At 43.8% G+C, this 25,832-nt stretch carries 23 protein-coding genes; 1 reads left to right on the top strand and 22 read right to left on the bottom strand.

The genetic code is table 11. The annotated features are described in order from the left end of the window. Window positions 1-22 precede the first annotated feature (22 nt). Window positions 23-553, bottom strand: a complete 531-nt coding sequence (locus tag M3I01_RS08655) for a hypothetical protein (RefSeq protein ID WP_255895396.1) — start codon at window positions 551-553, stop codon at window positions 23-25. A gap of 26 nt (window positions 554-579) precedes the next feature. Further along, the gene (locus tag M3I01_RS08650; protein WP_275565034.1) at window positions 580-1,461 is read right to left on the bottom strand and encodes a hypothetical protein; all 882 of its coding nucleotides are present in this window, start codon (window positions 1,459-1,461) and stop codon (window positions 580-582) included. Window positions 1,462-1,584: 123 nt separating this feature from the next. Between M3I01_RS08650 and M3I01_RS08645 the strand changes: the two genes are divergently transcribed. After that, window positions 1,585-2,532, top strand: a complete 948-nt coding sequence (locus M3I01_RS08645; protein ID WP_255895063.1) for an IS30 family transposase — start codon at window positions 1,585-1,587, stop codon at window positions 2,530-2,532. Between the two features lie 99 nt (window positions 2,533-2,631). On the opposite strand, the gene M3I01_RS08640 is transcribed toward M3I01_RS08645, so the two are convergent. From M3I01_RS08640 to tssC (M3I01_RS08545), 20 genes are all read right to left on the bottom strand, one after another. Continuing rightward, window positions 2,632-3,843, bottom strand: coding sequence for a hypothetical protein (locus M3I01_RS08640; protein ID WP_255895394.1), 1,212 nt, complete (start codon window positions 3,841-3,843; stop codon window positions 2,632-2,634). Next, window positions 3,844-4,932, bottom strand: a complete 1,089-nt coding sequence (locus tag M3I01_RS08635) for a hypothetical protein (RefSeq protein WP_275565033.1) — start codon at window positions 4,930-4,932, stop codon at window positions 3,844-3,846. It abuts the gene before it with no gap. Between the two features lie 2 nt (window positions 4,933-4,934). Next, window positions 4,935-6,584, bottom strand: a complete 1,650-nt coding sequence (locus tag M3I01_RS08630) for a PAAR-like domain-containing protein (RefSeq protein WP_255895391.1) — start codon at window positions 6,582-6,584, stop codon at window positions 4,935-4,937. Continuing rightward, complete coding sequence (locus M3I01_RS08625) at window positions 6,577-7,626, bottom strand: hypothetical protein (RefSeq protein ID WP_255895390.1); 1,050 nt, start codon at window positions 7,624-7,626, stop codon at window positions 6,577-6,579. Before M3I01_RS08625 ends, M3I01_RS08630 begins: the two co-directional genes overlap by 8 nt. Continuing rightward, window positions 7,623-8,717: a DUF2169 family type VI secretion system accessory protein gene (locus M3I01_RS08620; RefSeq protein WP_275565032.1), complete on the bottom strand. Its 1,095-nt coding sequence runs from the start codon at window positions 8,715-8,717 to the stop codon at window positions 7,623-7,625. Before M3I01_RS08620 ends, M3I01_RS08625 begins: the two co-directional genes overlap by 4 nt. Continuing rightward, entirely contained in the window at window positions 8,717-9,226 is a 510-nt protein-coding gene (locus M3I01_RS08615; protein ID WP_255895388.1) for a DUF6484 domain-containing protein, read from the bottom strand. Before M3I01_RS08615 ends, M3I01_RS08620 begins: the two co-directional genes overlap by 1 nt. 5 nt (window positions 9,227-9,231) lie before the next feature. Further along, window positions 9,232-11,427, bottom strand: coding sequence for a type VI secretion system Vgr family protein (locus M3I01_RS08610; protein ID WP_275565031.1), 2,196 nt, complete (start codon window positions 11,425-11,427; stop codon window positions 9,232-9,234). 104 nt (window positions 11,428-11,531) lie between these two features. Further along, window positions 11,532-12,008 carry an Hcp family type VI secretion system effector gene (locus M3I01_RS08605; protein WP_255827558.1) on the bottom strand — a complete coding sequence of 159 codons (477 nt, stop codon included), beginning with the start codon at window positions 12,006-12,008 and terminating at the stop codon, window positions 11,532-11,534. A gap of 285 nt (window positions 12,009-12,293) precedes the next feature. Beyond that, window positions 12,294-12,929: a hypothetical protein gene (locus tag M3I01_RS08600; protein ID WP_255895387.1), complete on the bottom strand. Its 636-nt coding sequence runs from the start codon at window positions 12,927-12,929 to the stop codon at window positions 12,294-12,296. After that, window positions 12,922-15,573: a type VI secretion system ATPase TssH gene (gene tssH, locus M3I01_RS08595; RefSeq protein ID WP_255895386.1), complete on the bottom strand. Its 2,652-nt coding sequence runs from the start codon at window positions 15,571-15,573 to the stop codon at window positions 12,922-12,924. The genes M3I01_RS08600 and tssH overlap by 8 nt, the downstream gene beginning before the upstream one ends. Then, entirely contained in the window at window positions 15,570-17,237 is a 1,668-nt protein-coding gene (locus tag M3I01_RS08590; RefSeq protein WP_255895385.1) for a serine/threonine protein kinase, read from the bottom strand. The genes tssH and M3I01_RS08590 overlap by 4 nt, the downstream gene beginning before the upstream one ends. A gap of 12 nt (window positions 17,238-17,249) precedes the next feature. Continuing rightward, on the bottom strand, window positions 17,250-18,338 hold the full coding sequence (gene tssG / locus M3I01_RS08585; RefSeq protein WP_255895384.1) for a type VI secretion system baseplate subunit TssG: 1,089 nt from the start codon (window positions 18,336-18,338) through the stop codon (window positions 17,250-17,252). Further along, the gene (gene tssF / locus M3I01_RS08580) at window positions 18,335-20,161 is read right to left on the bottom strand and encodes a type VI secretion system baseplate subunit TssF (protein ID WP_255895383.1); all 1,827 of its coding nucleotides are present in this window, start codon (window positions 20,159-20,161) and stop codon (window positions 18,335-18,337) included. Before tssF ends, tssG begins: the two co-directional genes overlap by 4 nt. Further along, a complete protein-coding gene (tssE, locus tag M3I01_RS08575; RefSeq protein ID WP_255895382.1) occupies window positions 20,161-20,631 on the bottom strand; it encodes a type VI secretion system baseplate subunit TssE in 471 nt (156 codons plus the stop codon). Before tssE ends, tssF begins: the two co-directional genes overlap by 1 nt. Window positions 20,632-20,732: 101 nt before the next feature. Continuing rightward, entirely contained in the window at window positions 20,733-20,978 is a 246-nt protein-coding gene (locus tag M3I01_RS08570) for a hypothetical protein (protein WP_255895381.1), read from the bottom strand. Beyond that, the gene (locus M3I01_RS08565) at window positions 20,975-21,277 is read right to left on the bottom strand and encodes a hypothetical protein (RefSeq protein WP_255895380.1); all 303 of its coding nucleotides are present in this window, start codon (window positions 21,275-21,277) and stop codon (window positions 20,975-20,977) included. The genes M3I01_RS08570 and M3I01_RS08565 overlap by 4 nt, the downstream gene beginning before the upstream one ends. 55 nt (window positions 21,278-21,332) lie before the next feature. Next, window positions 21,333-21,953, bottom strand: coding sequence for a hypothetical protein (locus tag M3I01_RS08560; protein WP_275565030.1), 621 nt, complete (start codon window positions 21,951-21,953; stop codon window positions 21,333-21,335). 12 nt (window positions 21,954-21,965) lie between these two features. Then, complete coding sequence (locus M3I01_RS08555; RefSeq protein ID WP_255895377.1) at window positions 21,966-22,808, bottom strand: type VI secretion system accessory protein TagJ; 843 nt, start codon at window positions 22,806-22,808, stop codon at window positions 21,966-21,968. A 2-nt stretch (window positions 22,809-22,810) separates the two neighbouring features. Next, window positions 22,811-24,256 carry a type VI secretion system contractile sheath large subunit gene (gene tssC, locus M3I01_RS08550; protein ID WP_255895376.1) on the bottom strand — a complete coding sequence of 482 codons (1,446 nt, stop codon included), beginning with the start codon at window positions 24,254-24,256 and terminating at the stop codon, window positions 22,811-22,813. Window positions 24,257-24,324: 68 nt separating this feature from the next. Continuing rightward, window positions 24,325-25,821 carry a type VI secretion system contractile sheath large subunit gene (tssC, locus tag M3I01_RS08545; RefSeq protein ID WP_255895375.1) on the bottom strand — a complete coding sequence of 499 codons (1,497 nt, stop codon included), beginning with the start codon at window positions 25,819-25,821 and terminating at the stop codon, window positions 24,325-24,327. Between the last annotated feature and the right edge of the window lie 11 nt (window positions 25,822-25,832).

The following is a 25,832-nucleotide window of genomic DNA, read 5'->3' as shown; positions in this document are numbered from 1 at the left end:
GTGTGTCGGTTATTCTTGAAATCTAAGATTTACTATTAACAAACCTAATAGTTTCTTTTTTTAAGCCTTTGAACGAGTTATCTAGATTATCAAATCTTGAAAACCACTCTTGATTGCTCTTTTTATTAGTACACCAACGATTGACATTATCCAACTCCCAACAGTAAAGCGCTTTCACGATTATTTTGACATAACCGACAGATGGGCTTTTAAAGAAAACCCCAAAAGAGATATCAAATAAATCTTCAACCGATTGGCTCGTGTAGTAAGCTTTGGATGAGAGTTTTTCCTTTGAAGAAAGAGCAAATGCATTCGATACTATCGCGCCCTTAGCTGATATTGAAACAATATCTATATCAGCTTCTAGTAGCGTTAATAAATATTGAAAAACGTCTGGCGTTCTTGACCCGTAAGCTGATAAAGCAGCCGCATTATCATAGATTGAATCAAGTGGATATCTTGACTTAAAGTCTTCCTTTTTCGATTTGAAAACTTTGTCAATAAACCCCCATCTTAAATCACTTATCTCCTTAAGCTCTTTCTCTTCATCCATAAAAAAAACAAATTCTAACTCTTTATTTAAGAACTGACTGCTATCAAGTAAGTTACAGGCTGTTTCACTTGAAAAAAATCAGGGTAAAGCCAGTAAAGGCAAAACATTTTTTTCGATTCTTTAGCTTCTGATAAAGATGAACACGCAATACCCAAAGAGTCTAGCTGTCCTTTAAAAATCATATTAATTCTTTCAAAAAGCTCAGACATATATTTTTTGTCAAAAATTTCATTGTCAGGTACTTCATCATTTAGAGCATTTTTCAACTTAGCAGATAAATCAACGACTTCAATATTAGCCTCATTATTCATCCCTCTACATTCCAAAATTTCAATGTATTCAGGTGAAGTAAGATGCTTATTAAAATAGTATTCACACTGTTCAAAGTACAATCCATTAGAATCAAAGTTCAAATCTTTTAAGTCGTATAGCATTGCTCTTACAAAGTCTTTTTGTGTATCACCGTTAAAATACTTCCTGTTTTCTATCAGCTCAGATAAAAAATTATTTGCATGAATTTCTCTATCAGATAAATTTGGATCACATGCTACAATATAGCTCAACAATGGAATATCCCTAGATATCTTGAACTTATTATAAAATTCTCCCCATCTGTTATACTTATTTACGTTATTCTTCAACCACATAAGCTTATAGATGAAAGTCTTATTCACTTTAGAAAATATAGAAAAGCATTTCCACCAGAAATCAAAATCATCACCACTAGCGTATCGGTACAGCTGGGTCTGATAAACTAAATATGAACGACGACTTAAAAACAAATCGTCTGATTTTTCTCCATGATTATTCTCGATAACAAAACTATAATCAGACTCTGAGTTTTTAAAAAAGAAAATAGCCTCTTCTATATACCTATTTAGGTTTTCATCTATGCTTCTATCAAACACATCACTCTCAACTAGATCAACCTAAATTCAGATAATAAGTGCGACACTGCAATAGAGGTGTAGAGGAAGCCAACTGCTGAAGTTGGTATGATTCTTCTTACCACAGAATGAAGCAGTACCAACATGAATTATCAGCAGTTGACCGAAGGCAAAAGATACCAGATTTCCGCTCTTTTAGGACAAGAAATATCAGTGGCAAATATTGCACGAACACTGAATTGTCATAGAGCGACGGTTTATCGTGAGCTAAAGCGGAATAAAAAAGTAACAGAATATTGCCCTGACAAAGCTCAAAGCGCTTGTTTAATACGGCGAAAAACATCCGCTAAATATCGTATATCATCAAAGACGATTGATTTTATTCGTATTTTAATTGAAATTGACTGGAGTCCTGAGCAAGTCTCTGACGTACTCAAAAACTGTGGTGTTCCTGTTAGTCATGAATGGATTTATCAGTACATCCATGATGACAAAAGAAACAAAGGGACACTTTATCGCCATTTGAGACAAGGAAAAAAACGCTACCGGAAAGGCCAGCGAACGAAAGCAGAAGTGATTAAAAACAAGGTCTCTATTGATGAGCGCCCAGCCATTGTAGAGACAAAAAAGCGTTTTGGTGATTGGGAAATAGACACTGTTTTAGGCAAACATGGAACAGGTTCTATCGTCACCTTGTTAGAAAGAAAGACGCGCTTTTACCTCATAAAGAAAGTGGATTCGAAATCAGCTAAAGATGTGACTCAAGCGACTATAGAGTTATTGATGCCGTTTAAAGATCATGTACACACGATCACAGCCGATAATGGCCGAGAGTTTGCCTACCATGCTGAGATAGCTGAAGCATTAAATACGAAAGTGTATTTTGCTCATCCATATAGCTCTTGGGAGCGTGGCGCTAATGAAAATAGCAACGGACTTTTAAGGCAGTATGTACCCAAAGGCACTGATTTAAGAGAAGTTACAGAAGAGAGAATACACTTCGCGATGAGACGAATAAACTATCGTCCAAAAAAGTGTCTAGGGTTCAAGCAACCAGCGATGGTTTTTAAAGAAATGTGCTTAGTTGCTTGAAATAAAAAGTGTCGCACTTATTATCTGAATTTAGGCATATAAAGATTTAAAATTTTTTAAAATAACATACAGAAGTAACAAGAAGCAGAATATAAAGTATTAATACACTCTTATAAGTCGTGCTCTGAGGTTATCAGCCACGAAGTTAGGTTGTTGATACGCTGCAAATTGCCCCGCTAGATAACGGGTGTATTGTCGTGCGCTTTGGTGCAGATCAATGAGGCCTTCGGGCGAGTGTGCTTGCCCTCCGAGGTAGCGATTATTCGGATCGAACGCTTGTTCATGCTGTCGCCACCAGTTGGGGACGAGGATCGGATCCGGCATGGGTAAATCAGCATAATCACTGTTCGCGGCTTGGGGCTCAAAATCACTGGCGACATCCAGAGACAAGCTTGCATCATCCAAATGCATTCCAGTGATCACACTAAACACCATGCCGGCTTGTTGGTTGTAAGCCGGATCGTTAATTGCTTCTAACACTTCCGTCATGCGATGCGGTAAACCCGCCACCATCAAAGCGAATAAACGCTGCTCTAGCGGCAAGCCTGTGTGAAACCATTGGTCGAACTGCTGCTCAATGTCAGCCTTCGAGAGCACACTAAACGCAGCGATAACGGCTTCATTAAAATGCTCGTTGGGCTGCTCTAGATATGGCGTTAACCGTTTTACGAAGTCTTTATTACCCAGTCGTAGCGCCGCTCGGATGGCATAAAAGACCTCCGTACTATTGGCCTTTTCAATAGTTAGCAACTGACCAAGCTGTTGCGCGATAGCAGGTGTCGTGGCTTTTAGGTCACCGATTAACTGAAGCGCTGCAACACGCTCTTCATCGCTTCCGGCCGTTAGCCAATGCAATAAGCTTTGCTCGTCAGGGGGCTGTTTGAGAATGCTCAATGCTTCAATGCCACAGGCGCGAACTTTTGCCGAGGCGTGCTTGAGCGTTTGCTTAATGGCTTTGACACTTCGCCCTATGGGCAACCATGTCAGAGCAGAGACCAACTCATTGTATTGGGTATCACGCTCGGCGATGTCATCTAATATGACGGTAAAACGCTCAGTATTGTGTTGCTCTATCGCGACGACCGTCAGAATAAACACGGCGCCCCATGTATCCGGCTCCATGGCCGAAAGATAATCGGCCTTACCTTCTGTATCTAACCGAACAAGCTGCAAGTACTCTGCCAGCTTATGCTCGTACTCTTCAATATGCTGCGGCGTTAGCTGTGACGAAAAGAGCCCATGGTGACAACGAAACCACGCATAGGGCGCATCATGTTTCACATGGGCAAATAGCCAAGGGGACAGTGCCATTTAGCCTTGCCCCTTCGCGGATTTAAGCTTGTCCGCTAATTCTGTCAGTTCATCTAGGTCTTGCTCGGCTTCTTGCGTCAACATCTCAAGCAGCATGGCTTCTTCTTTTGGCGATGGACCGCCGCCATAGAGATATTGCCAACGTTCGCCATCATACAAGGCAACACTGTTAAGGCTGGCCGCAAGCAATAGGCCATGCCCTGCATCCAAACGACGCGCATTTAATGGGGCAATTTGCCCTTCAAAGTCATAAGGCTGACAGCTAAAGGCTTCTGTATTTTGTTGTGATACAAACACGCCATTTTCGCTGCCGAAAAATACACGGCCTTTATAAGCAACGGTATCGCAGAACTTTATATTTTTATCGGTATGGAATACGTCCCATTCTTCACCGCGACCACGTAGGACAATCCCCCATGCGCAGCCGATGTAGACATAACCGTCTTCGGCACAGCATACGGAGAGCGGCAACATTTGTTCATCACAAACATCAATATAACGCCACTTCTCACCATCAAAGTGCCAAATATCATTAGTTCCGCCTACGGCGTACAAATCATTTTTTGAAAACCCATCCATGTCTTCAAACCCACAGCCATTACCACTGGGAGCTTTAATCTCTGTGGAGATACATTCCCATTGCTCAGGGCCTAAGCGTTTAAACACATCGCGCCCCCAGCCAACGCCATACACTTGGTCATCGACTTTTGCTAGCTGATGAAAGCGCGTTTTGGGCGATAGCTGTTTTTCAGCAAACTTATTATCGCCAAGGCCACCGTAGAACCCTTGGCCTGCATCGTCCATAATTAGATATTCATAAGGGGCTGTATTTATAACTCGAGTATTAAAAAAGGAGTGCCTTGGCCATACTTTCCCCCCCCATTCTGGAGGGCTAGTATCTTTTTGCCAATCCGTGAGATAATAACCTAGCATGGTTTTACCACGTGATGAATAATAGTCAAACTCTTCTTCGGGTATAACTTCCTCAGCGCTAGCACAATAATAACTCTCTGATAATATTGCACAGTCATGAATTATGAACTCATTAAAAATATTATATTTTTCGTCTTCAATATTATTTTTTGACATTTTTACAACCCTTGATTACCTATTGTACTAGTACTCGAATCGCTAGTAGCACCTTCACCACCCACTTTATCTTTTACAGTGGGCTTGCAATCCATACTTTTATAAAATGCTTGCAGCTGGGCTTTAATACAGTCAGGGTCACAATGTTTCCCAAACCACCTTTCACCAAAGTCTGTATTCACCGCATTCTGGTGGCCTTCTTGTGCAAGGTTAATTGCCTGATCTATAGAAACTTGTTCACCCAAATGCTTCTTTGACACTTCATCCGTTTTCGTATGAAACGTTCCATGGGTGCCGTCACTATGCCCCACCCCTTCCGCACATACTGTTGGCGCCTTGTTGTGTACTGACTTGCTGTAACCACACTTACTGTCCGATAACCACGCCTCGGGGAGTAGGTGGTGGCCCGTTTGGCCAGGGCAGCAACCGCCTGTCGAGGCATTGCCTAGCTTGCCAAACAGATCATCTGCATTGGTCTTACCCGCACTGCTGGTCTTGGCGACGTTTGAAGAGGCCTCTTTACCGTGCTTTCCGCCTTTTTGACCCGAGTCATAGGGCACTAACATACATTTACGCGTTTTAAGACACTCATTGTCTTCGACGAACTCTTTCATGTCTGCGCGGAAAGACTCCCAGAAATCAGATTTTAATTGATCAATTTCTTTTTGACTGGTTGCACGACTCAGCTGTGATTCATACTCAGCCAGCTTATTCATGTATTTTTTTGAAGTACGCGCTTGATCAACCAATGTACCCGCTTCAAAGCGCATCCCATACACTCCAACCGCGGTACTGCCTGCCGTCCATACACCATCCAGCACATTATATACGCCTACACCAATCTCGCAGGCTGCCGTCCCTGCTGGGGAGAGTACTGTACACCCCAGTGCGCCAACATGCTTCGCCCCAGCTCTGATGGCATAATCCTTTCCTGCTTCAATGGCATAATCTTTTAAGACGCCTTCTATGTCAGCAATCATACCGGTGGCTTCTTCTTTTAATTCACTAAGCCTATCCTCTAACTCTTTAATATTGGTCGGTTTGATCATCACTCCAGTACAATGTTTGTCTTTCCATGTCATATTGCGTGGCTTACTAGCCTTGGAGGAGGAAGCTGATTTTTTCTTTTTGCGCTTTGAGGCTTTTTCTTGGCGCTTCTTAAAACGATCATTATCCTTTTTAGAAACACCGCACTCGTCTTCAACACGCTTTCTATCAGCCTTACAAGCTGCTTTGTCATCTGGCGTATCCAAATATTGCCAGTTACCTGTATTCCCTGGATCAGAGCCGTGGTTATGGGTCATATTATCGGTATGACGACATACGTTATAACCCTCCACAAATACATCCATAGACCATGATCGGAAGTAGCCTTTGCCTGTAATGACTTGGGTTTTTAGGCCTTTGGCGTAGTTATTGGTCGCAGGTTCATTACCGGTACTGGTCGCAAAGAAAGATTGATCTTTCAGAGCGATAGGTTTATTCGTGATAAAGACCGTGGTACTAGCATTGGCTAGATCTTTCGCAAATGTCGTATTCGGGTACGGGATAAGATAGGGACTGAAACAAGGATCTGGAAACGCGGCAGGGGATAAACCAGCCGCCGCTTTACAAGCGATTTCTAATCCATTAGCAAAAACTTGGTTAGCCATGATGCTCTCCTGTGTATTCCATTATAAAAGCACCGCGAGCACTGTCATCATTGCTGCAGTGGGCGATCACATGGGCGCCTGGGGCCATGCTACGCTGATTGGCATAGCGAGCCATCGTAATCATCCCTAACCCAACACTTGCACCAGTTTCACCGATGTAACTGGCTGGCAGCCACAGTGGTTGCGATTCGGTTTTTTGCGTCAGGGCACGGGTCTGGGCCAAGCCCGCCTCTTTAAAGAAATATTGCTCGCCAGAGATGCTCGCCATACGGTAACGGCATTCGTGTAGAGGCGTTGCAGCTCTGTCAGAGACTTGTCGATAAGCCGCTGTTAGCGCTTGCCCCTTCAATACGTCGGATGTGTCGATCAAGGCTCTTTCATATTGAATGCTGGTGCCGAGCACTTTTAAATCGGCTTTATGAGGCTGTCGACTCAAGATCATCCCACCGACCGCTTCACCAGGGATAAAGCCATCGCTGTTGCGCTCAGGTATCAGGACTCTTAGCTTATGAGGTATACGCTCTCTGTAAGGGGGATTAGCAAGCGCAGATAAAGTCCCGCTCATTAAGTAAGTGTCAACAAACAACACTAATACTTTATCGACACTTTGGTTTAGAACGGCATTGGCTTTTTCAAAGGCATATACCAAAGAAGCACGGCCGTTGTTTATAACAGAAAGTGGTTTACCGCCGATTCGTTGACGAATTTCTTCATCATCGAGTAACGCTTCGCTTAGCTGCTTTAGATGAATATCTGCGATCAGGCCCACGCGCGTAGGCTCACTGGTACACAGCAAAACATACCCAACGTCCTTGGTATCGATCTCCCGAATCGAGTCCTTGAGTAAGCTAGTCAAACGACGATAGCCGCGGACTTTACGATCTAATGCACAGCGAGCCACTTCGTCATAGCGACCGTTGTAGCCTAGCATCATCGCAGCACCGTTAATCTCCCAACCACACCCTAATGATGAATAAAAACCGATGTCTTCGATATATAAAGGGGAGTCTGACGTAACCGGTAAAGTGTGTTCTTGATTCATACGGCCTTAGGTCTCTTTAATGATCGGTACTCTTTTCCTTTAGCTCGTGCTCGGCGCCAACCGGGTGTAGGGTGCCCAACAATAAGTTTGTCGATTTCCCCTGGGTAGTATTCGATAGGAACATACGCGCGCCAAGTAATACTGAAACGTCCAAGCTCAGGCTCTAGAAATAAGGTATCCGCGTGACAGTCTAATATTTCCTCTTGTCCACCAGACTTGATAACGGCCATATAAAGCTGTGTCGTTGGTAGCTGAAACTGACGAAACTGATCCGGTGTCACACCAACTAATGTGACCTTTTCCCCTCCTTGCAGATAGTTCATTTGCTGATCTTGAGGCGCAAATTGATAATACTGCTCATCAAAGTCATCGGGTAAAAACGGGCTGACATTATCGAGCCAGTTTTGGTCATAGGTGCCGCCAAAGCTTAAACGAGGCTGTGATCGTCGTGCGATTGGGCCAAATGCCATTGGGCGATAATGTTTTTTATCAGGGCTTTTAATAGACTGGTCAACCGCCTCAAGTTGTGGAGCGGAAGTCCCTACTATGTCTTGTAGTGGCGTTTTTGGCGCATACCCTATGCCAATAGGATTGCTTTCACATTCATGCATTTTTCCTTTGCTATCATAGTCCGTCATATCGACACCACCGAAGGCAAGGTCATAACGTATTTCTTGCTTGAGATAAGGCTGTGCTGTATCAGGCTCTGCGCCTAATACTGTACGTTTCCATGCACGTGGGCCAAACACACGAATGCTTTTATTAATTTGATCGGCAACGGCTAGATTGACCATACGCTCTGCCACGGCCTCATCATTAGGACTATATGCGCACGCATGCATCACCACATCGCATTTGGGCTTAATCGGTGCGAGATCATTTTCATATAGCGTGGGGCTGGAGGCCGGATCGCCCAATGTGCTGTCCGCCACCATGACTTCAACTGGATTATCATATATCGGCGTCGGCGCTTCTCCTTGGCTGGGAATACTCCAAGTGCCTTTTGCCACTAGCACAATCACTTCGCGTCCATCTTTTAACGTACTGCCGACATATCGCGCTTGTAGGTTGGTAAAGTTATTTAGTTCCATCAGTTAATTTTCACCACACCGCCTTTCAGCTGATTTGTACCATAGGCTTGTGTGTTAATCGTGCTACCTTGGACAAATACACCGCCAGTAGGATCTAACACAATTTTTCCTTGGCCACATTTCAGTTCAATACCATGCTCATTTTCTAAAACAAGTGGCTCTTCATCTGTTTCAAATGCAGGATCTTGAATCACGCCAATGATAATAGGCTTACTTGCATCACCTTGGTTAAAAATCAGTGTTACAGGCCGCTCAATGTCTTTCTCTTTCAACTTCACAGTTGATAATGCTTTGATATAAGGAAGGTCACTGTACTCATGAGAAACATAAGGAGCACCCTCTTCGTCGTAGCCAAGTAGGGTTCCCAGAACAGGAACGTTGATTTGCACATGTCTTTGCGGCCCCGAGTTAACGGCAGATTCTACCCAGTTGTCTTGTATTGAAGCTGTTTCGGTTTGCACTTCAGCCTTCGCTGATGAGCCAGTTGTTTGGCCATTCACTTCACTCATGCTAATTAGTTCTCCAAAATCTTCTTGGCTTTCTGGGTGATCAGGCCACTGGCTTTCATATTGGTGTCTTTGGTTGAAACGGTATTGATGTTCTCTTCCGCTTCAATCTTGATATTAACGCCAGAAATGGTGATGGTGCCGTCGGCAAGCATGTGGATGGACGATTTTCCTGTGCGAATGATGATTTCTTCTCCGACATCCACACTCATTTTTTTACCAACACTGGTCGACTGTGTTTGACCAATTGTGTTGGTTTGATTCATGCCTATGGTATTTTGCTGCGCCACACCCACAGTGTTGGTTTCATTTAGACCTACAGAATGCACACGAGCTAAGCCCACAGATTTAACTTCTGCCATGAGCGTAGTGTGCATGCGGTTTTGGGAGATCGTCACCACTTCGTTACTGCCCACGGTTTCCGTTCGGTTGGCACCGATGGCAATGGTTTCGTTTGCCCCGACGGTTTCGGTACGGTTAACGCCGATGCCGATGGTTTCGTTGTTGCCTACCGTCTCGGTACGATCAACGCCAATGGTGATGGTTTCGTTGTTGTCGACAGTTTCGGTACGGTCGTGGTGCACAAATACGGTTTCATCGTTGTCGATGGTTTTGGTGCGATCGTGACCCACCCAGTGGGTTTCATCGTTTTCGACTTCGATGTCTTGGTTTTTCTCGGCATGAAGAAACACCTGCTCCTCGCCGATTTTGTCTTCAAAGCGTAACCAGTTGGCGTTCGCGGCGGTGCCTTCTTTAGTGGAGCGCGTCAGGATACCGCTTTGTGTTTTATTGGCAGGTAGGTCCCAAGGCGGCATTTGGTCCGCATTGTAGACACGACCTGTAATGAGAGGACGATCTGGGTCGCCATCCATAAAATCAACGATGACTTCTTGCCCAATACGTGGCAGGAAGATAGCCCCCCAGTTTTTACCCGCCCAGTTGTGGCTGACACGCACCCAACAGGAGCTGTTTTCGTCGTAGCTGCCGTAGCGGTCCCATGGGAACTGGATTTTGACGCGGCCGTATTCATCGGTGTAGATTTCTTCCCCTGGCGGCCCCACGACCATGGCATTTTGCGGGCCTTGCATTTTTGGCCAACCGGTCGTCATCCGTGGGCGGTAAACGGTCGCCGATGGGATACACTGAAAGCGGTTTTCGTATTGAATTTCCGCTTCGTCATCCACCGTGTAAGAATAATCCTGAGCTTCGTGTCGCACCGATAACAGTGCGTATTCGGCGATTTCACTTGGGGAATCATCATGACGAGAAAGGGTAAACTTATGACCAGAAGTGAAGCTGCGACAGCCACTTTCACCATGAACAATGTCATGATGTGCTTCATCTGACTCGACACGTAAACGCGTCCAACCATCGCCTACGCCCTTTTCTTCATAGCGTCCAGGGTATACGAAGTGTTCATACTTGCCCACGCCGGGGAATTGCATGCTGGCGTTTTCGCCGGTTTGAAGCGTGTTGCGAGGCTTTTTAAAATCGTAATCACGTTTGGCGTAAGCGCCTGTACGAAATTCGTAACGGTGATTCCAACCATGAACGGAATGCGCTGTCTGTGTACCACTGCGATAATCCACAGCCGCTTCATCACATTGACCGTAGCCACCGACGTGATCACTGATAACTAGGGTGTGCGTACCCGCTGAATGCTCGAAGTAATAGTAAATACCTTCTTCTTCAAATAATCGGGATAAAAAGTCAAAGTCACTTTCTTTGTATTGAACACAATACTCGCGTGCGGGGTGTTGGCCCGCCAAGCGAAAGGAGAAGTCACTAAAACCGTTTTCAGCAAAGACCGCTGAAGCGATTTCTTTCACTGTTTTAAATTGAAAAACCTTGCAGTCACTGGTTTGTGTTAAAAACCAAAACCAAGGTACTACAACGGCCGTGTAACTTTGTAAATCTTGTAATTTGTTACCATCTTGACGAAAGCTCTGTACGTAGCCATTAATATAGCGATAGCTACCCGCTTGAAATAACGCATCGTCATCGGTAAGAGAAATTTTTAAAGTGACATTTTTACCTACTATTTGCGCAGGCGGAATATCTTTTAGTAAGGAATATGCTTCGATCTCAAAGCCAAACAGTGTCGAAACCTTCTCTTCCCCGACCAAACGAGTTAATAGCAATGTGTCTGGCCCAAGCGGCGAGTCGATGGCCAAAAGGCGACCTTTTTGGGAGAAATCAGCCATATACGTCCTTGTTGTCCCTAATTAAGAAATAAGAATTAAACAATCCAAACCAAATGCGCTATAAAACAAACCACAGCCCATGGGCTGCGGTTTGTAAACATAGCTTACAGACGTGTACCTGTAGCCAAGTCGTAACCCGATGGTACGCTGCCTTCTGGCTGATGTTTCTCATCCCAAGAGGTGTATTTCATTTCCACTTTAGTAAAGTTAAGAGCGATAGCTTCTACAGGACGATCACCATTAGATACAACGTTGTAACCACTAATAAGCGTGTTAGTCAGCGTGTACTCCATGTACGTCTCGATGCCTTCTGGAGTTGTTTGCACAAGATGAATTTCAGCTTTTTTACCTTGACCAACGCAAGACTCCACAAAGAACAACGGAGAGGTTTTATCCATTTTCGTTGTTATTGTGATCTCACCGATAACAGGTGTTGTTGACTCACGATCTTTACCTTGACCGGGCTTAGTAGATAAGCTGCGATTGATGTTCCAATCTAATGAGTCACATTCAACCCATTTTTCATGACCCGCTGCTGTTACGTCGCCATCAATACCATCGATTTTTAGATAGATTGCCATGGTTTTACACTTCCTTTTTTAAAAATTAATTTACTGGATTTTTACCCCATAAAATAAAACAACCCCGATAACTTAAAAATTAAGCATTGGAATCATTTCACTTTATTTTATGAAATAAATCTTTAGTAGTTAGTAATTTTGGAAAAAACAATAACAGGATGGGGAGTTCTAATATAAAGACATATTAGAACAGACATCCTTGTCTTACTATTTTAGCTAATACATATTTTATTAACTAACCTACATTTATTATTCAAACACAAGGAAAAATCATTTCCCCAACATTTATTTTTGAACAAATATTTTATCGACAAGCTTACCTTCTAATCCGCAATCTTTGCCACTCTCGCACAAAGCGCTGTTAGCAAGGAAGCTATCAAACCATTTAACTTCCTTTACGGAAAACTGAAAGTCTTTACCTTTTCCTGTCTCGTAATGGCTATATATATATGAGCCAAAATTGCTTATATATAATCGACCACGTTCGAATTCGTAGAGATTATCGCTGTTTACCTGTTCACATACACTCCACCAGTTAATATGCTGGCCATCATTGTAGCGTCGAACCTGGCCAACACTTACCTTATAATTTACACAATCTTTTTTAAGTCTTGTCGCTAAAATCGTATTCGCGAAGTTTGAAGGGTTTGATGAAGCCAGCTTCTGTAAATCTGAAGGCATGTATTGTGTTAAATAACTTTGTAAGCGCAAACGCATGTCAGCATTATTTGCGGAAAAGTTAACCAAACCACCGTCTAAATTCTCATTCGCTTGGTAAGACGTCACTTCATAACCTTCAGGTAATGCCACACGAAAGTTATCATTTTCTGCCGCTAACGCTTGCCCTGAAAATAACACAGACATCCCTAATACACCGAATGAAAAGCAATGTGGCGCTAAGCATTTCAATACACTACACATTTTTAGGGCTCCGCTGAAGTTGGTAAGTGAATTGACTGTTATCGTCCATATCAATGGTGACACCTATAATGCTTTGCTCTTCACCCATCGATTCGAGCACATACATTGAAATCTCAGGCAACAAGGTACGATTGATGATGTGAATCGCATTACGCGCCCCTGTATCCACTTCTTTACAACGACTTACGATGGTGTCCACTACACCATCACTGAACTCAAATTGAGCCTTGTATTGCTCAGCTAAACGCTGGCCGACACGATTTAGCTGTAGACGAATAATGTTGCCCATCACATCGTCAGTCAGCGGTAAGAACGGTACCAATCGGGTACGTCCCAAGAAAGCAGGTTTAAAGTAATTCAACATTTCGTCTTTAATCAGACCTTCGAGCTTCTCTGGTGCTGGCGCGGTATCAGGGTCAGCATAATACTGAGAAATGGTCTCGGTTCCAGCATTAGAGGTCATAATAATCAGTGTATTGCGGAAGTCGATATCACGCCCTTCACTGTCTTTCATGCTGCCTTTGTCAAAAACTTGGTAGAAAATGTCTTGCACACCTGGGTGCGCTTTCTCCATTTCATCGAGTAAAATAACACTGAATGGCTTACGACGAACGGCTTCGGTCAGTACACCCCCTTCACCGTGGCCAACATAGCCAGGAGGCGCGCCCATCAACAGTGATACTTTATGCTCTTCTTTAAATTCGGACATATTGATGACCGTAAGATTTTGCTCGCCGCCGTACAGTAAGTCCGCCAGCGCCAACGCGGTTTCTGTCTTACCGACACCACTGCTGCCGCAGAACATAAATACGCCAATTGGCTGCTTCGGATCTTTCAGCTTAGCACTGGCAATACGTACACTTTGGCTGACCGCATCCAATGCATGATCTTGGCCGATGATGCGCTTTTGCAGCTCTGTTTGAACCGTCAGAACCTTTTGAATCTCACTAGAAACCATGCGACCCGCAGGAATGCCTGTCCATGAAGAAATGACTTCTGCAATCACTTGGCTGTCCACATGAGGGCGAACCAACGGCGCTTCACCTTGCAGAACGTCTAATTCAACCAGATGGGCGGTCAACTCTTCTTTCGAAGCAGCCAATTCCAACGCTGGTTCAGCATCAGCGTCACTGATCTCTTGGCGTAACGCTACAATCTGATCAACTAACGTCTTTTCCTTTTGCCATGCCTGCTCAACGATAACTTTCTCAGATTCCAGTTGATCAATCGTCGCGCGCAGCACTTCAACTTCTTCGACAAAGCCACCATAAAGACTGTGCTCACGTTCTAATGCAGACAGTTCACGTTGCTGCTGATCTAAGCTGGCATTTAAATTATCCAGCGCAGCGGGGGCATTGCGGAGTTCTAGATTGACGCGTGAACACGCGGTATCCAGTACCGATACACAAACATCTGGCATCTGACGGCCGGAGATATAACGCTTCGACAATAATACGGCGTCGCGAATAGCTTCATCCAAGATCATGACTTGATGATGGGCTTCAAAATGCGGCGCTAGCGTACGTAGCATACGCATGGCATTCTCAGGGCTTGGTTCATCCACTTTTACCACTTGGAAACGACGCGTTAGTGCTGCGTCTTTTTCGAAGTACTTTTTATACTCTGCCCAAGTGGTCGCGGCGATGGTACGCAACTCTCCTCGTGCCAAGGCAGGCTTCAAGATGTTAGCGGCATCACCTTGGCCACCAGAATTGCCCGCACCAATTAAAGTGTGCGCTTCGTCAATAAAGAGAATGATTGGTTTAGGCGACTGCTTAACTTCTTCGATAACCCCTTTAAGGCGGTTCTCAAATTCCCCTCGTACACCGGCTCCAGCTTGCAGCAGCGTTAAATCAAGAATACGGATATCGACATCTTGCAAAGAGTCCGGGACATCACCATCGACAATACGCTGCGCTAATCCTTCTACGATGGCCGTCTTACCGACACCGGCTTCACCTGTCAGAATGGGATTGTTTTGACGGCGACGACACAAAATATCAATCACCTGACGAATTTCCGCTTCACGGCCGACCACTGGATCTAACTCACCTGAGCGCGCTCGCCCTGTTAAATCAAGCGTATAAGACGCGAGTGCACTGTCCCCATGAGCAGGATTGCCAACACTGGTTTCAGCCGCCCCATCGGCTTGAGCACCTTGACTCCCTCCAGCATTCGGGTTTTCAAGTTTGACAAGATTCGGACCATTGCGAACGAAGTCCTCTTGATCAAATTGAGCCAATGCAGGAAGCTGAGAGGTCAATTGTAATGCCATCGCAGGCTCTTTAAACAAGGCAACCAGTAATGCGTTGCCCGCGACGTCTTCATCGCCGTATTCAAGACTCGACAATAGCCACGCTTTACGAATCAACTCAACCACATTGGGGGAAAACGACGGCGCGCCTGTATGACCTTTGTCAAAGCGTTCAAAGAACGTCAAGATATTACCTTGCAGCTGATCGACATTGACGTTGTAGCGGCTAAGCGCTTGACGTGCACCTGTTGCAGGCGCTTGCGTAAGCGCCAATACAATGTGCTCAAGCTCAACGGCGTAATGCTTATGAGTGACCGCTAAGGATGCAGCGCTTTCAAAAGCGGCTCGGCTGGTTACGGATAATTTACCAATTAGTGCTCGTGTGTTCATTTAACATCCTCTGTTTTGCGGATTACAACAGTTTTATTGCCATCGGTTTCGATCTCAGATTCGCTCAGCTGTGCTTGCTCAATATCTGGATCGGATTCTTTAATAAAGGTTTCCATTTGCTCTGCCAGCTCATTGAACTGACGTTTGGCATAGCCCACTTCGTCTATTTTGCTCACCGGTAAGCGAGTGAAGTAATTACCGACGTAAAGACTCTGCATGGCTTTGCCTAAATGCTTAAATTCGCTGGTAAAAAAGCGGCAAATAAAGAATACCAGTGCAGAAATAAACACGCAGACAAGTAAAATAAAGCAGACTAATACAGACGTTGTGCGCCACCATACATCGTCAATCGAACGTGCTGACAGCCCCATTACGACGCTGCCAATTACCTTGTCGTTAAACAAAATTGGCGCTTTGAAGTTATACACCCGCTCGCCATTATTCACACTGGGAGGCAACTGCGAAACTCGGCTACCTTGAAGTTCAGTCAATGGCTGCAACTCAGCAGGCGCTCGATAGGTGGTACCAATACTTTGCACATCACTAGACGCTTTGATCATGCCACTGTGGTCGGTGATGTATAAGTAATTTATTTGTTCATTAGAGGCGATACGCTCTACTGAAACAGTTAAAGCCAAACCATCATTCAGTAGTAAGGCTTCATCAACTTGCTCTTTTGTCTGCTGTACCAACATGCTGCCGTAATCGCTTAGTACTTGTGTCAGATTTTTTGATAAATCATTCAGCGTGAATAACAAAAACCCAATTAACAAAATACTGCAGGTTCCCGTCACTACGGCGGTATAGAGCCACGTAGCAGTAATGCGCTCACTCCATTTGCTGGCTTGATTGGCCAATTCTAAATCCAATGCTTCTAGTTGTCTGAGCAGCTCCTTGGCATTGTTATAACGGAACGTGGCCTTTTTATGCAGCAAGCGACGAATGACTTTTTTCACCGCATGAGGACAACGAGATGTGTGTAAGTTCACATCTGAGGTTTGAATAAGATTAAACAAATCGCGAATGGTCGAGGCTTCAAAAGGCAAGGTACCAAACACCAATTGATACATGACGACCCCAAGGGAGTACAAATCACTGCGTTGATCGGGCGTTTTACCTGCCAGTTGCTCAGGAGACATATAGTAAGGCGTACCAACAATCGCTTCGCCTTCTTCGGCCTGTTGAACATCGGTCTGCTCATGCAGATATGCAACGCCAAAATCGGTCAAGCGAACACGACCATTCGATTCGATCAGTACATTACTCGGTTTTAAATCGCGGTGCACAATACCCTTTGAGTGAGCGTATTCTAAAGCGGCACCAAGTTGGCCAACAATATCAATCACCGTTTCCAAGGGGACTTCGCGCTGTCGAGTTAACCATTCATCAAGGCTTTCACAGTCGACAAACTCCATCACAATAAACGGTACATCATCGACTTCACCCACATCAAAAATCTGTACGATATTGGGGTGATTCAGCTTTCCAGAGATGGTCACTTCGTTTAAGAAGTAGCTTAGGCGCTCTTTGTCTTGCGCAAAATCAGGTTTTAATACTTTGATGGCCAGCGTACGCTGCAACGCGGGGTCATAGGCTTTATACACCTGAGACATCGCCCCTTCGCCGATCAATTCTTTTAATTCATATCGTCCAAGTTGATTCATGGTCACACCAGATTAACGATTTAAGTTATAAACAGTATCTGCAACATCATGGTCAGCCGGCTCACTGGATAACCAGAGTCCTTCACCAAGCGCTAAAAAAGGTTGCGAGCTAGAGCCCTCTCCTATTTGCAGTGCTGGCCGATCGTTTCCTTTCAATACAACCTGAAGGTCTACCCAATAGTCGGCCCCAAGAAAGGAAAACAAGACTTCTTTAAGACGCTCAAACAAAACACCGCCGGGTCTAATGCGCTGAAATGCAGAATAATCCAGTGGCTCTGTGCGTAATCGCATACTAAAACCCCCTTCGTAAATAGCCCCACCCGCAACAAAGCTTTGACCCAATGCGCAATTAGCCTTACCTAAAACATTGCGCTGACTCGGTTCAAGCTCGAACCAGCGACCAAAAAACTGTTTTAAGGACACATCACATCCCAAGACATGGCCAATGATTTTACGTAGAGCATTGGCATTACGAGGTCGTTGACTAAAGTAGCCCGAAAAATAGTAGGCAATGTCTTCACAACTCGGCACATTTAGCCCGTCATCGGCGGACTCTTCCACAGAGCTATGCTCAACGCTTTCAGATACCGATTCGCCATGGCAAAGCCCGGTGTAACTCATCATCATTTTTCGGGCAAGGTGAATCTGAGTACTCTGCGGATTTTTCCCAGCTTGCTCTTCTAAAATGGCTAAGCGATTCTTCTGCCAAGCACGATATAAAAAGCTAATAGCTCGGGCATTGAAGCCATCCAATAACACTTTTAATGCCGTATCTTTGTCCCGATTACGCTGAGCAAGCATCTCGGTATAGTGCTGAGGTAAAACACCAGACGAGCCGGTTAAACCGAAGCAGGCCACATGGAGCATGCGTTTCTGGTAGCCATGTTCAGCAGGCACCATCTCAATTTTTTGCTTGGCCGCATACGGTGAAACCAAGGATTGTATGACGCAAAAATCCACAAACTCCCGATACAGCGGGTAATCGTACCCAATGGGGGCATCAGCCAGTTCATTGCTTTTACGAGCATCGGCTTCCAGAAGTCGAAGTCGTTGGAAAAAATTGATATCTGGTAAAGCATACGAAACAGAGGCATTCATCATAATAGTGCCTGATCCCCACTGCGTGGCGGCCAAACGCATAACGGCATTTCTCTGCCTTGCAACTCAACCGTTAGCTGCACAAAAGAGTTAATTTGCGTATAAAGACCAAGAAAGCGTTCAAGCACCGCGGCAAATAAATACGGTGAACTACCCGCAAAACGAGACTCGTCTAGTAGCAAAGTCACTTGACTACCTCGACAGAAAAACGGGATACCAGTGCCATCAAGAATGCGCATAGTACTTGGGGATACAGACTGAATTTGGACGGCATTAACCACGCTTTCGTTTTCACCAGTCTCATTAAAATTATACAGCGAGAGAATTTTCTGGAAGGCATTAGAGCCTAACGCCCCAGCAGTCAGGGAAATATGATTCAAATTCAAATGAGACAATAGCTGCCAATAAATATCATCATCGATACGCGGACGAACAGTATCGGTAAAGGCAGTCTCGCTGACAATTCTACCAATTGCTGCCGAGCCAGAGCGCGGTAAAAGATTCGGCTGGCTTTCTCTTTGGTTGATGACATACGGTAATCGACCATTTGAGCAAGTCAAACTAGCAATAAACATACCGCCTTTATTTTTACTAAGCGCCGCTTCTAAATTTATCAGTGATAAATGAAATAAACTGCGAACATTACCTTGCTCTAATTCTTCACGACGTGTGTGCCAACGAACTTCACTCAACTCAGAATTTGGCGTTGCACTAACGCCAAAGAAGGGGTTGATATAATCAATATTGGCGCCGTCTACTGAAATGGACAGTGAATCAATATTGTAAATCTCATCTCGATCCGGATGACGGGCATCAGCAATCACTGGGTATTCGTATATTGAAAAATCTAATAATGACGGCTCAGAGCGCTTTTCAAATAAATTAATTTGAGGTGTTGCGTTTAACACAAAGTTGTTTTTATCTACCGTCGCTTCGATATCCGGCAAGGCTTTGTCTAGATAAAAATACAGCTCAATATGCTGCCCATCCAAAACACCTTGAGCTTCACTGATATCAACATCAAAAAATAAAAATTTTTCTGGGTAAGCAAAATATTCGGTCAGTAGTCGATAACCAACAAACGACTGCTCGGGATAAGGCAACATGCCCTCGTCTTCTTCAAACCCTACTGTTTTGAGCGCAGTTTTCACATCTAAGAATACAGCATCAGGGTCATGCGGACCTTTCGCTACCGCTATTTTCAGACTGTGATTTAAAATAAGCTCATACAACGCAAAGCTATAGTGACGTGTTCCCTTTATGTAAAAACGAACTGTATTTAAATCAAGTTTCTCAGCTTGAACAGCGCTGTTGATTGCGTCCAATCTAATACTCAGAACAGCTTTAATATCGTTGAAACTTCCGGGGTTCGGTGCTTCGACAGGACAGGTTTGTAAGCGCGCGCTACCCACTTTAAACGGTAAAATCTGCGCATCATATATCGTTTTAAAGAAGCATAACTCACTTGAATTCTGTCCACTGTGCTCGACCACTAAACCTTTAGGAACATGCGACACACTGGTAAGGTTTTTTTCCGGCTCAAAGCTAATAATGTTATAGCTTGGCAATGGACGTAAATAATGCGGATAAATCACATCCAATAGCGTCTGACACAATTCAGGAAACTCGTCATCTAACTTTTTACGAATTCGTGCATTCAGAAAAGCGACACCCTGAATAATACGCTCAACATGAGGGTCACGAGCATTATCCTCCGTGATATGCAAACGCGCACCAATTTTAGGATGCTCTTTAGCAAACGCTTCACCACGTCGCTTAAGGTAGCTTAACTCCTTTTGGTAAACATCTATTAGTGCTTGTTTCATTATCTTCCTGACCTGAAATTAAACATTTTTAGCGCGGGTTCGAATAAAGCAGTAATCATCACGGCTTCCGACTCCCCGTAAAACATAAGCTTTGCTTTAATATAAAAACCCAAGCTATTGGTTTCGATTTTTTCTTCACTAAGCGTGACATTGATATCACTTAAGCGCGGCTCATTTAGACGCAATGTTTCCTGTATTTTCCTGCGCAACTCATCACGCCCGCTCAATGACGAAATATTGATATGAGCAAAGTCTGTTACGCCATAAGTCAACAAAACATCACCCTTTACTTCTGAAAATGGGTTAAGCGAACGACAGCGACTGTTTAATAACTCCTGCAGATCCCGCATCACACTGTTTTTATACTGAATGTAATACTCAACCTCAGGACGATGCCGATCGATTTTACTTTCAGGGGCCTCGTCCTGAATCAGCTCAATAAAGGGCAATTGCAGTGAATCATTTGTCATAGCAGTCCTTCCAAAAGAAAAAACACTTAAAAGCATCAAAAAAATTTAATTCCATTTTCGATTTATAGCCGCCTGCACAAGCATATCAACCGTTATTTCATCTACTCTATGCTGATTGCTACCAACTCCAAATATAGAACTAAAAATGGAGAGTGAGTCAAGGCCTTCTTTATTAAAGTATCGATAAAATTCATATCCACATCAAATGCTTCAGCAAACACTTCAATAAACTCTTCCGCCTCGTCACCATCCAAACAAATTTCATGGTAAAGTCTTGTTTTAATTAAAATTTTATCTTCTGAAAAGCCTGTTTCTAAGGCTATAAAGCACTTCAGCTTCCTATTCATTGCGCTTTTAAATACAAGTCATTATTTAAATAAAGGCTGTCCCCATCCCAAAACTTAAATAACGCCTCATTAGAAACATCGATACCTTCAGAGCCAACTGGATATAAAATCATGAGACCTTCATATGCCAAATCTCCACTTTCGTAATAAATCTCAGACAAATAAACATCCTTATTATTTGAAGGCTTTACCAATATGTAAAAACCCGCATCAGGGCCCCCTAACCAAAATGCCTCAGCAGGAATTTTTGCTGATCTTTCTGGTTTATCAGAACTAATTTCAACATCACAACCAGACAAAAAAAGTAATAAAATAAAATAAAATAAAAAAATAGTTTTTTATATTTCTCTAACATTAATATTCTCCTACTCCCTCAATTATTAATTTTCCATTATAAAAATCGAGATCTGGATAATCGTCTCTAAACTCACCTATATAAGAGTTAGGCCTTGGACCAACCATCCAAGGAGAAATAGCATCAGTTACTTCAACTGTTTCTTTAACGAAATGAATGCAGCTATTCCTAAGAAGGTCGTATTCTTTCCTATTTTTTAGTGTATTTTTAGATCTTCGAGCTTCTACATATTCCAACGCCTTACCATACTCATCTTCAACCTCTATATATACACCACTAATTCGTCCAGATTGACCTGATACTCTTGATATAAAAGAAAGCGCTTCTTTAATAGATTTTGTATCTAATTCACCATCAATAACTTTTGCATCAGGAAGATTTTTAGCCTTTAGAACAATCCCTTTTTTTTGAGGGTCGTATCTTCCATATTCATAATATTTAGTTACACCACTTCTTCCATTTATAAATAGAATACCGGCATGCCCTAAATTGGAGATTTTGTCCTTGTATTTAAAACTAAAGTTATCAAATGTTACCCAAGGTAGCACATCAACCTCTTCCTTTTTTACTTCAACTGTTACCCTATAATCAGGAAAAACAATAGGAATCAAAACCTCCATTTTAGCCGTACCTTACCTATGCAAATTGTTTAACTTCAATAATGACTGTATCTGCAGAATCGGTACCAGATCATCGCCAATCAACCAACACTTCTGACCAATACCAGTAACAATTTCTGTTGTCGAGCAAGCACCCCAGTCGGTCGCGCGAGCCAAGGAGGCTTGGGTGTCCGTGCTGCTGGTGCCAGCATATATTGTCGGAACAAACACGTGCATTGGCTGTGCTTCCCCACCGTCTTGTGGTAACAAATACACCATTGCTTTGCGATATAACAAGTCGATCGGTTTTTCATAAGGGAAAAACTCGATACTTTGTATTTCTTGCCAAGGAAGCCATGCATAACCTTGATTCGCCACAAACACTTCTAAGGCAAACGCCGTTAAATCATCCGGCTCAATCAATTCGCCGGTCAGCGTTTCTTCACCTGACTTACATTCAAATAATGGCTGTGGTCGATCGGCCAATAATTCCTGAGCCTGAGCTTTGGTCATGGAACCGTCAGCAACACCTTTCATCAAAGCAAAACTTGGTTGCAAGAACGCTTCGTGCGCTTCGCCCAATGCTGGCATAGTGGTCAATGAAGAAAAGAAAGCACGACGCTGGTTATCTGCTTTAAGCATTTCTGCCATCACTTTAAGTGTCATAAACGAAGGCAGGTCATCTTGGTATTTTTTTTCTAGAATCGTAAGCTGACTGATGGCTTTATCGACTTCGCCAACAAACAAATAAAACTGCAGCAATAGGCTTCGACCTTCATTGCTTTCCGGATTATCTCGAACAAATGTCTTGGCATGTGTCAGTGCAGAGGAAAGATCCCCTTGATCATACAGTTCGCTAATTCCTTTAATATCCATGATTATCCTGTCACTCTGTTGGAGACAACCTCAGCACTAAACTGTATTGAGGTTTCAATTGTTTCTAGTTGAAAGTGCGGTTTTAAGTGCACCACACATGTATAGTTACCACTCACACCCGCCTTCTCATTAACAGATACTCGAGCATCTCGGAGTGGATAACGAGCAAGTAATTCATCACTCGCCTCATCGGTTGCCATCACATAATTCATGATCCAGCTTTGTAAAAAACGGCGACACTCTTCAGCTGTATAAAAAGAGCCCACATGATCCCGTACGATCACTTTAAGGTAATGCGCAAAGCGTGAAGTGCATAACACGTACTGCAACATGGCCGAGTATCGGGCATTGATATTGGCTTGTTCGCTGGTATAAACCGGCGGGCTTTGAATCGACGGAGCACTATAGAACACACCAGAGCCACCGTTAGCACTGTAACAAGCCGAAATAAAACCGTACTCCGTAAGCGTTCGCTCTAAATTATCTGGAATCATGATTTCAGCTGCGACAATCGATTCAAGATCCGCTTCAGATCTATGCTCATTAGGGTTAGCAATTACGCCACCACCAAAATAGCGCTCGCCAGTAATTTCTGCCAACCAACTGGTGTTAGCAAAACAACGAGCCATGACCGCACCTAAAGCAAAAACAGCGCCTGTCTTTAATCGGTCCGAGCGGTGAGATAAACGCTCTTGGTAAACAAATTGATCGGTACGAGTAGGGTTATGCTCATAAGGCCGACGCAAATAAATATTCGGAAGTGTTAGCCCAATAAAACGTGAATCTTCTTTACGACGTAGGCTTTTCCATTGCATAAAATCCAATTGCTGATAGGTACGCTGTAGGTTCAGCAGTGAGTTCATATTAGTAAACTCATCCAGATCTAATAAAGACGGATGTGTATTAAAAATAAACGGGCAAAAAGCAGCCGCTGCGACTTGCGCTAAACCATCCACCAAGCGAAGATCATCAACCCCGTGATAATGCGGTTTCAACGCCACATCGAAATTACACAGCATGGTACTAAAGGGCTCACCACCAGCAATACCAAATTCACCGTTATACACTTTATTGAAGATTTCGCTCTGATCAATCTCAATCGCACGCATCACATCACGATTCAACTCAGACCAAGACACATTCAGCATTTTCACTTTGATTTGATAGCTCAAACCAATCTGGTTTAGCAAAAAATGACAGCCGAGCCAACTTGCTTCTAGCGCTTGAAACTGAGGATGGTGTAATACTTCATCTAACTGAGTTTGCAGTAGGCGATCAAGCTTAGCGATGTGTATTGCCAACAGGTGAATCACTTCCTGCTTGCTTGGCACATAATCAAGCTCATCAAGGCTTAATGCATTGATGAGCTCATTGACCCAAGCATATTGGGAAGCGGATTCTGCTCGTGATATCTGGATTTTCTGATGAAAAACGCCTTGCGCATCCATGGCTTGATCTCCTTTGAACGAAGACTGCTAATTGCTGAAATTGCAGTCCTCGTTATGCCATATCTAGCTTAGTTGCCCATTTGAGGGATACGCGCAACCATACGCATAGATGCAGTCAACTCTTCCAGTTGTAGCCAAGGGCGCATCCACGCGACAACGTTGTAAGACCCAGGACGACCTGGAATTTCAGTCACCTGAACCTTCGCTTCACGAAGCGGGTAACGGGCTTTCATTTCCTGTCCTGAGTCCGGATTGTTGTTCACATAGTTAAGCAACCAGCGGTTTAACCAAGATTCCACATCGTCTTTTTCCATGAAGGAACCGATTTTGTCTCGCCCCATTACTTTCAGGTAATGCGTAAAGCGAGAGGTAGCCATCATGTAAGGTAGACGAGCAGAGATCGCCGCATTAGCGGTCGCTTCTGGACGGTCGTAGATTTTTGGTTTTTGAGCAGTTTGTCCACCAAAGAACACAGCGTAATCTGTGTTTTTATAATGACACAAAGGAAGGAAGCCCAGTTTCGATAGCTCCGCTTCACGACGATCCGTCAAGCCAATTTCGGTTGGACACTTAAGATCCAAGTCGCCATCATCACTAGTGAAAACATGCGTCGGTAAATCTTCTACGCGACCACCCCCTTCTGCACCACGGATAGCAGTACACCAGCCTGTTGTTGAGAAGGCATGTGTCATACGCGAACCCATGACATAAGCTGCGTTCATCCAGCAGTAATCATTATGATCGCTCACACGTGCTGTACCACTTTGATCAATCGGTGCTTCTTCATAACCGAACGCATCAATAGGCTTGGTTTTGTCGCCATAGGGCAAACGAGCCAAGACGCGTGGCAGCGTTAATGATAGAAAACGTGAGTCTTCTGTATCACGGAAACTACGCCATTTAATATATTCTTTAGAATCAAAGATTTTTTCTAGATCGCGTGGACGTGATAATTCAGTCCAGCTTTCCAGTCCGAACAGCTGAGGGCCAGCAGATGCAATGAAAGGACAGAATGCTGCAGCTGAAATGTTAGACATTTTCGACAACAGTTCAATATCATTTGGAGAGCTATCAAACGCATAATCGCCAATCATAGCGCCAAACGGCTCACCACCCGGCGTACCAAACTCTTCTTCGTAAATCTTTTTAAACATTTCGCTTTGATCAAACTCAACAGCACGATCTAAGTCTTTATAAAGATCACGTTTACTAAGATTCAGCATTTTCAGCTTTAACGCAGAGTTTGTTTCAGAGTTATGCACCAAATAGCTAAGACCACGCCAAGAACCTTCTAATGCTAAAAACTCTTCTGAGTGCATGACTTCATTAAGTTGCTCGGAAAGCTTATGGTCCAGTAGATCGATCGCTTGATTGATGGTCTTGGCGATATTTCGATCCCAAACCACAGTACCTTCCATCGCACCATCTACTAATGTTTTAAGTAGATCTTTCGCTACCGTGCTCTCAGTTTGTTTGGTCGCACCGATCACTTGATCAAGTAAACTTGTTTGCTCAAGCGTTTGGGTTTGCGTCTGTGGGTCTAGTGTTGCTGTAGTATCTGTCATCCCTGTTGCCT

This window comes from Marinomonas maritima, from assembly GCF_024435075.2.
Lineage (GTDB): Bacteria > Pseudomonadota > Gammaproteobacteria > Pseudomonadales > Marinomonadaceae > Marinomonas > Marinomonas maritima.
The sequence above is the reverse complement of the archived record's forward strand: the minus strand, read 5'-3'. Positions and strand labels throughout refer to the sequence as shown.

Bases quoted from the DNA above. Each gene is read 5' to 3' on its own strand.
- M3I01_RS08655 (WP_255895396.1), bottom strand. From the start codon at position 553: ATGGATGAAGAGAAAGAGCTTAAGGAGATAAGTGATTTAAGATGGGGG.
- M3I01_RS08645 (WP_255895063.1), top strand. From the start codon at position 1,585: ATGAATTATCAGCAGTTGACCGAAGGCAAAAGATACCAGATTTCCGCT.
- M3I01_RS08640 (WP_255895394.1), bottom strand. From the start codon at position 3,843: ATGGCACTGTCCCCTTGGCTATTTGCCCATGTGAAACATGATGCGCCC.
- M3I01_RS08635 (WP_275565033.1), bottom strand. From the start codon at position 4,932: ATGTCAAAAAATAATATTGAAGACGAAAAATATAATATTTTTAATGAG.
- M3I01_RS08630 (WP_255895391.1), bottom strand. From the start codon at position 6,584: ATGGCTAACCAAGTTTTTGCTAATGGATTAGAAATCGCTTGTAAAGCG.
- M3I01_RS08625 (WP_255895390.1), bottom strand. From the start codon at position 7,626: ATGAATCAAGAACACACTTTACCGGTTACGTCAGACTCCCCTTTATAT.
- M3I01_RS08620 (WP_275565032.1), bottom strand. From the start codon at position 8,717: ATGGAACTAAATAACTTTACCAACCTACAAGCGCGATATGTCGGCAGT.
- M3I01_RS08615 (WP_255895388.1), bottom strand. From the start codon at position 9,226: ATGAGTGAAGTGAATGGCCAAACAACTGGCTCATCAGCGAAGGCTGAA.
- M3I01_RS08610 (WP_275565031.1), bottom strand. From the start codon at position 11,427: ATGGCTGATTTCTCCCAAAAAGGTCGCCTTTTGGCCATCGACTCGCCG.
- M3I01_RS08605 (WP_255827558.1), bottom strand. From the start codon at position 12,008: ATGGCAATCTATCTAAAAATCGATGGTATTGATGGCGACGTAACAGCA.
- M3I01_RS08600 (WP_255895387.1), bottom strand. From the start codon at position 12,929: ATGTGTAGTGTATTGAAATGCTTAGCGCCACATTGCTTTTCATTCGGT.
- tssH (WP_255895386.1), bottom strand. From the start codon at position 15,573: ATGAACACACGAGCACTAATTGGTAAATTATCCGTAACCAGCCGAGCC.
- M3I01_RS08590 (WP_255895385.1), bottom strand. From the start codon at position 17,237: ATGAATCAACTTGGACGATATGAATTAAAAGAATTGATCGGCGAAGGG.
- tssG (WP_255895384.1), bottom strand. From the start codon at position 18,338: ATGATGAATGCCTCTGTTTCGTATGCTTTACCAGATATCAATTTTTTC.
- tssF (WP_255895383.1), bottom strand. From the start codon at position 20,161: ATGAAACAAGCACTAATAGATGTTTACCAAAAGGAGTTAAGCTACCTT.
- tssE (WP_255895382.1), bottom strand. From the start codon at position 20,631: ATGACAAATGATTCACTGCAATTGCCCTTTATTGAGCTGATTCAGGAC.
- M3I01_RS08570 (WP_255895381.1), bottom strand. From the start codon at position 20,978: ATGAATAGGAAGCTGAAGTGCTTTATAGCCTTAGAAACAGGCTTTTCA.
- M3I01_RS08560 (WP_275565030.1), bottom strand. From the start codon at position 21,953: ATGGAGGTTTTGATTCCTATTGTTTTTCCTGATTATAGGGTAACAGTT.
- M3I01_RS08555 (WP_255895377.1), bottom strand. From the start codon at position 22,808: ATGGATATTAAAGGAATTAGCGAACTGTATGATCAAGGGGATCTTTCC.
- tssC (WP_255895376.1), bottom strand. From the start codon at position 24,256: ATGGATGCGCAAGGCGTTTTTCATCAGAAAATCCAGATATCACGAGCA.
- tssC (WP_255895375.1), bottom strand. From the start codon at position 25,821: ATGACAGATACTACAGCAACACTAGACCCACAGACGCAAACCCAAACG.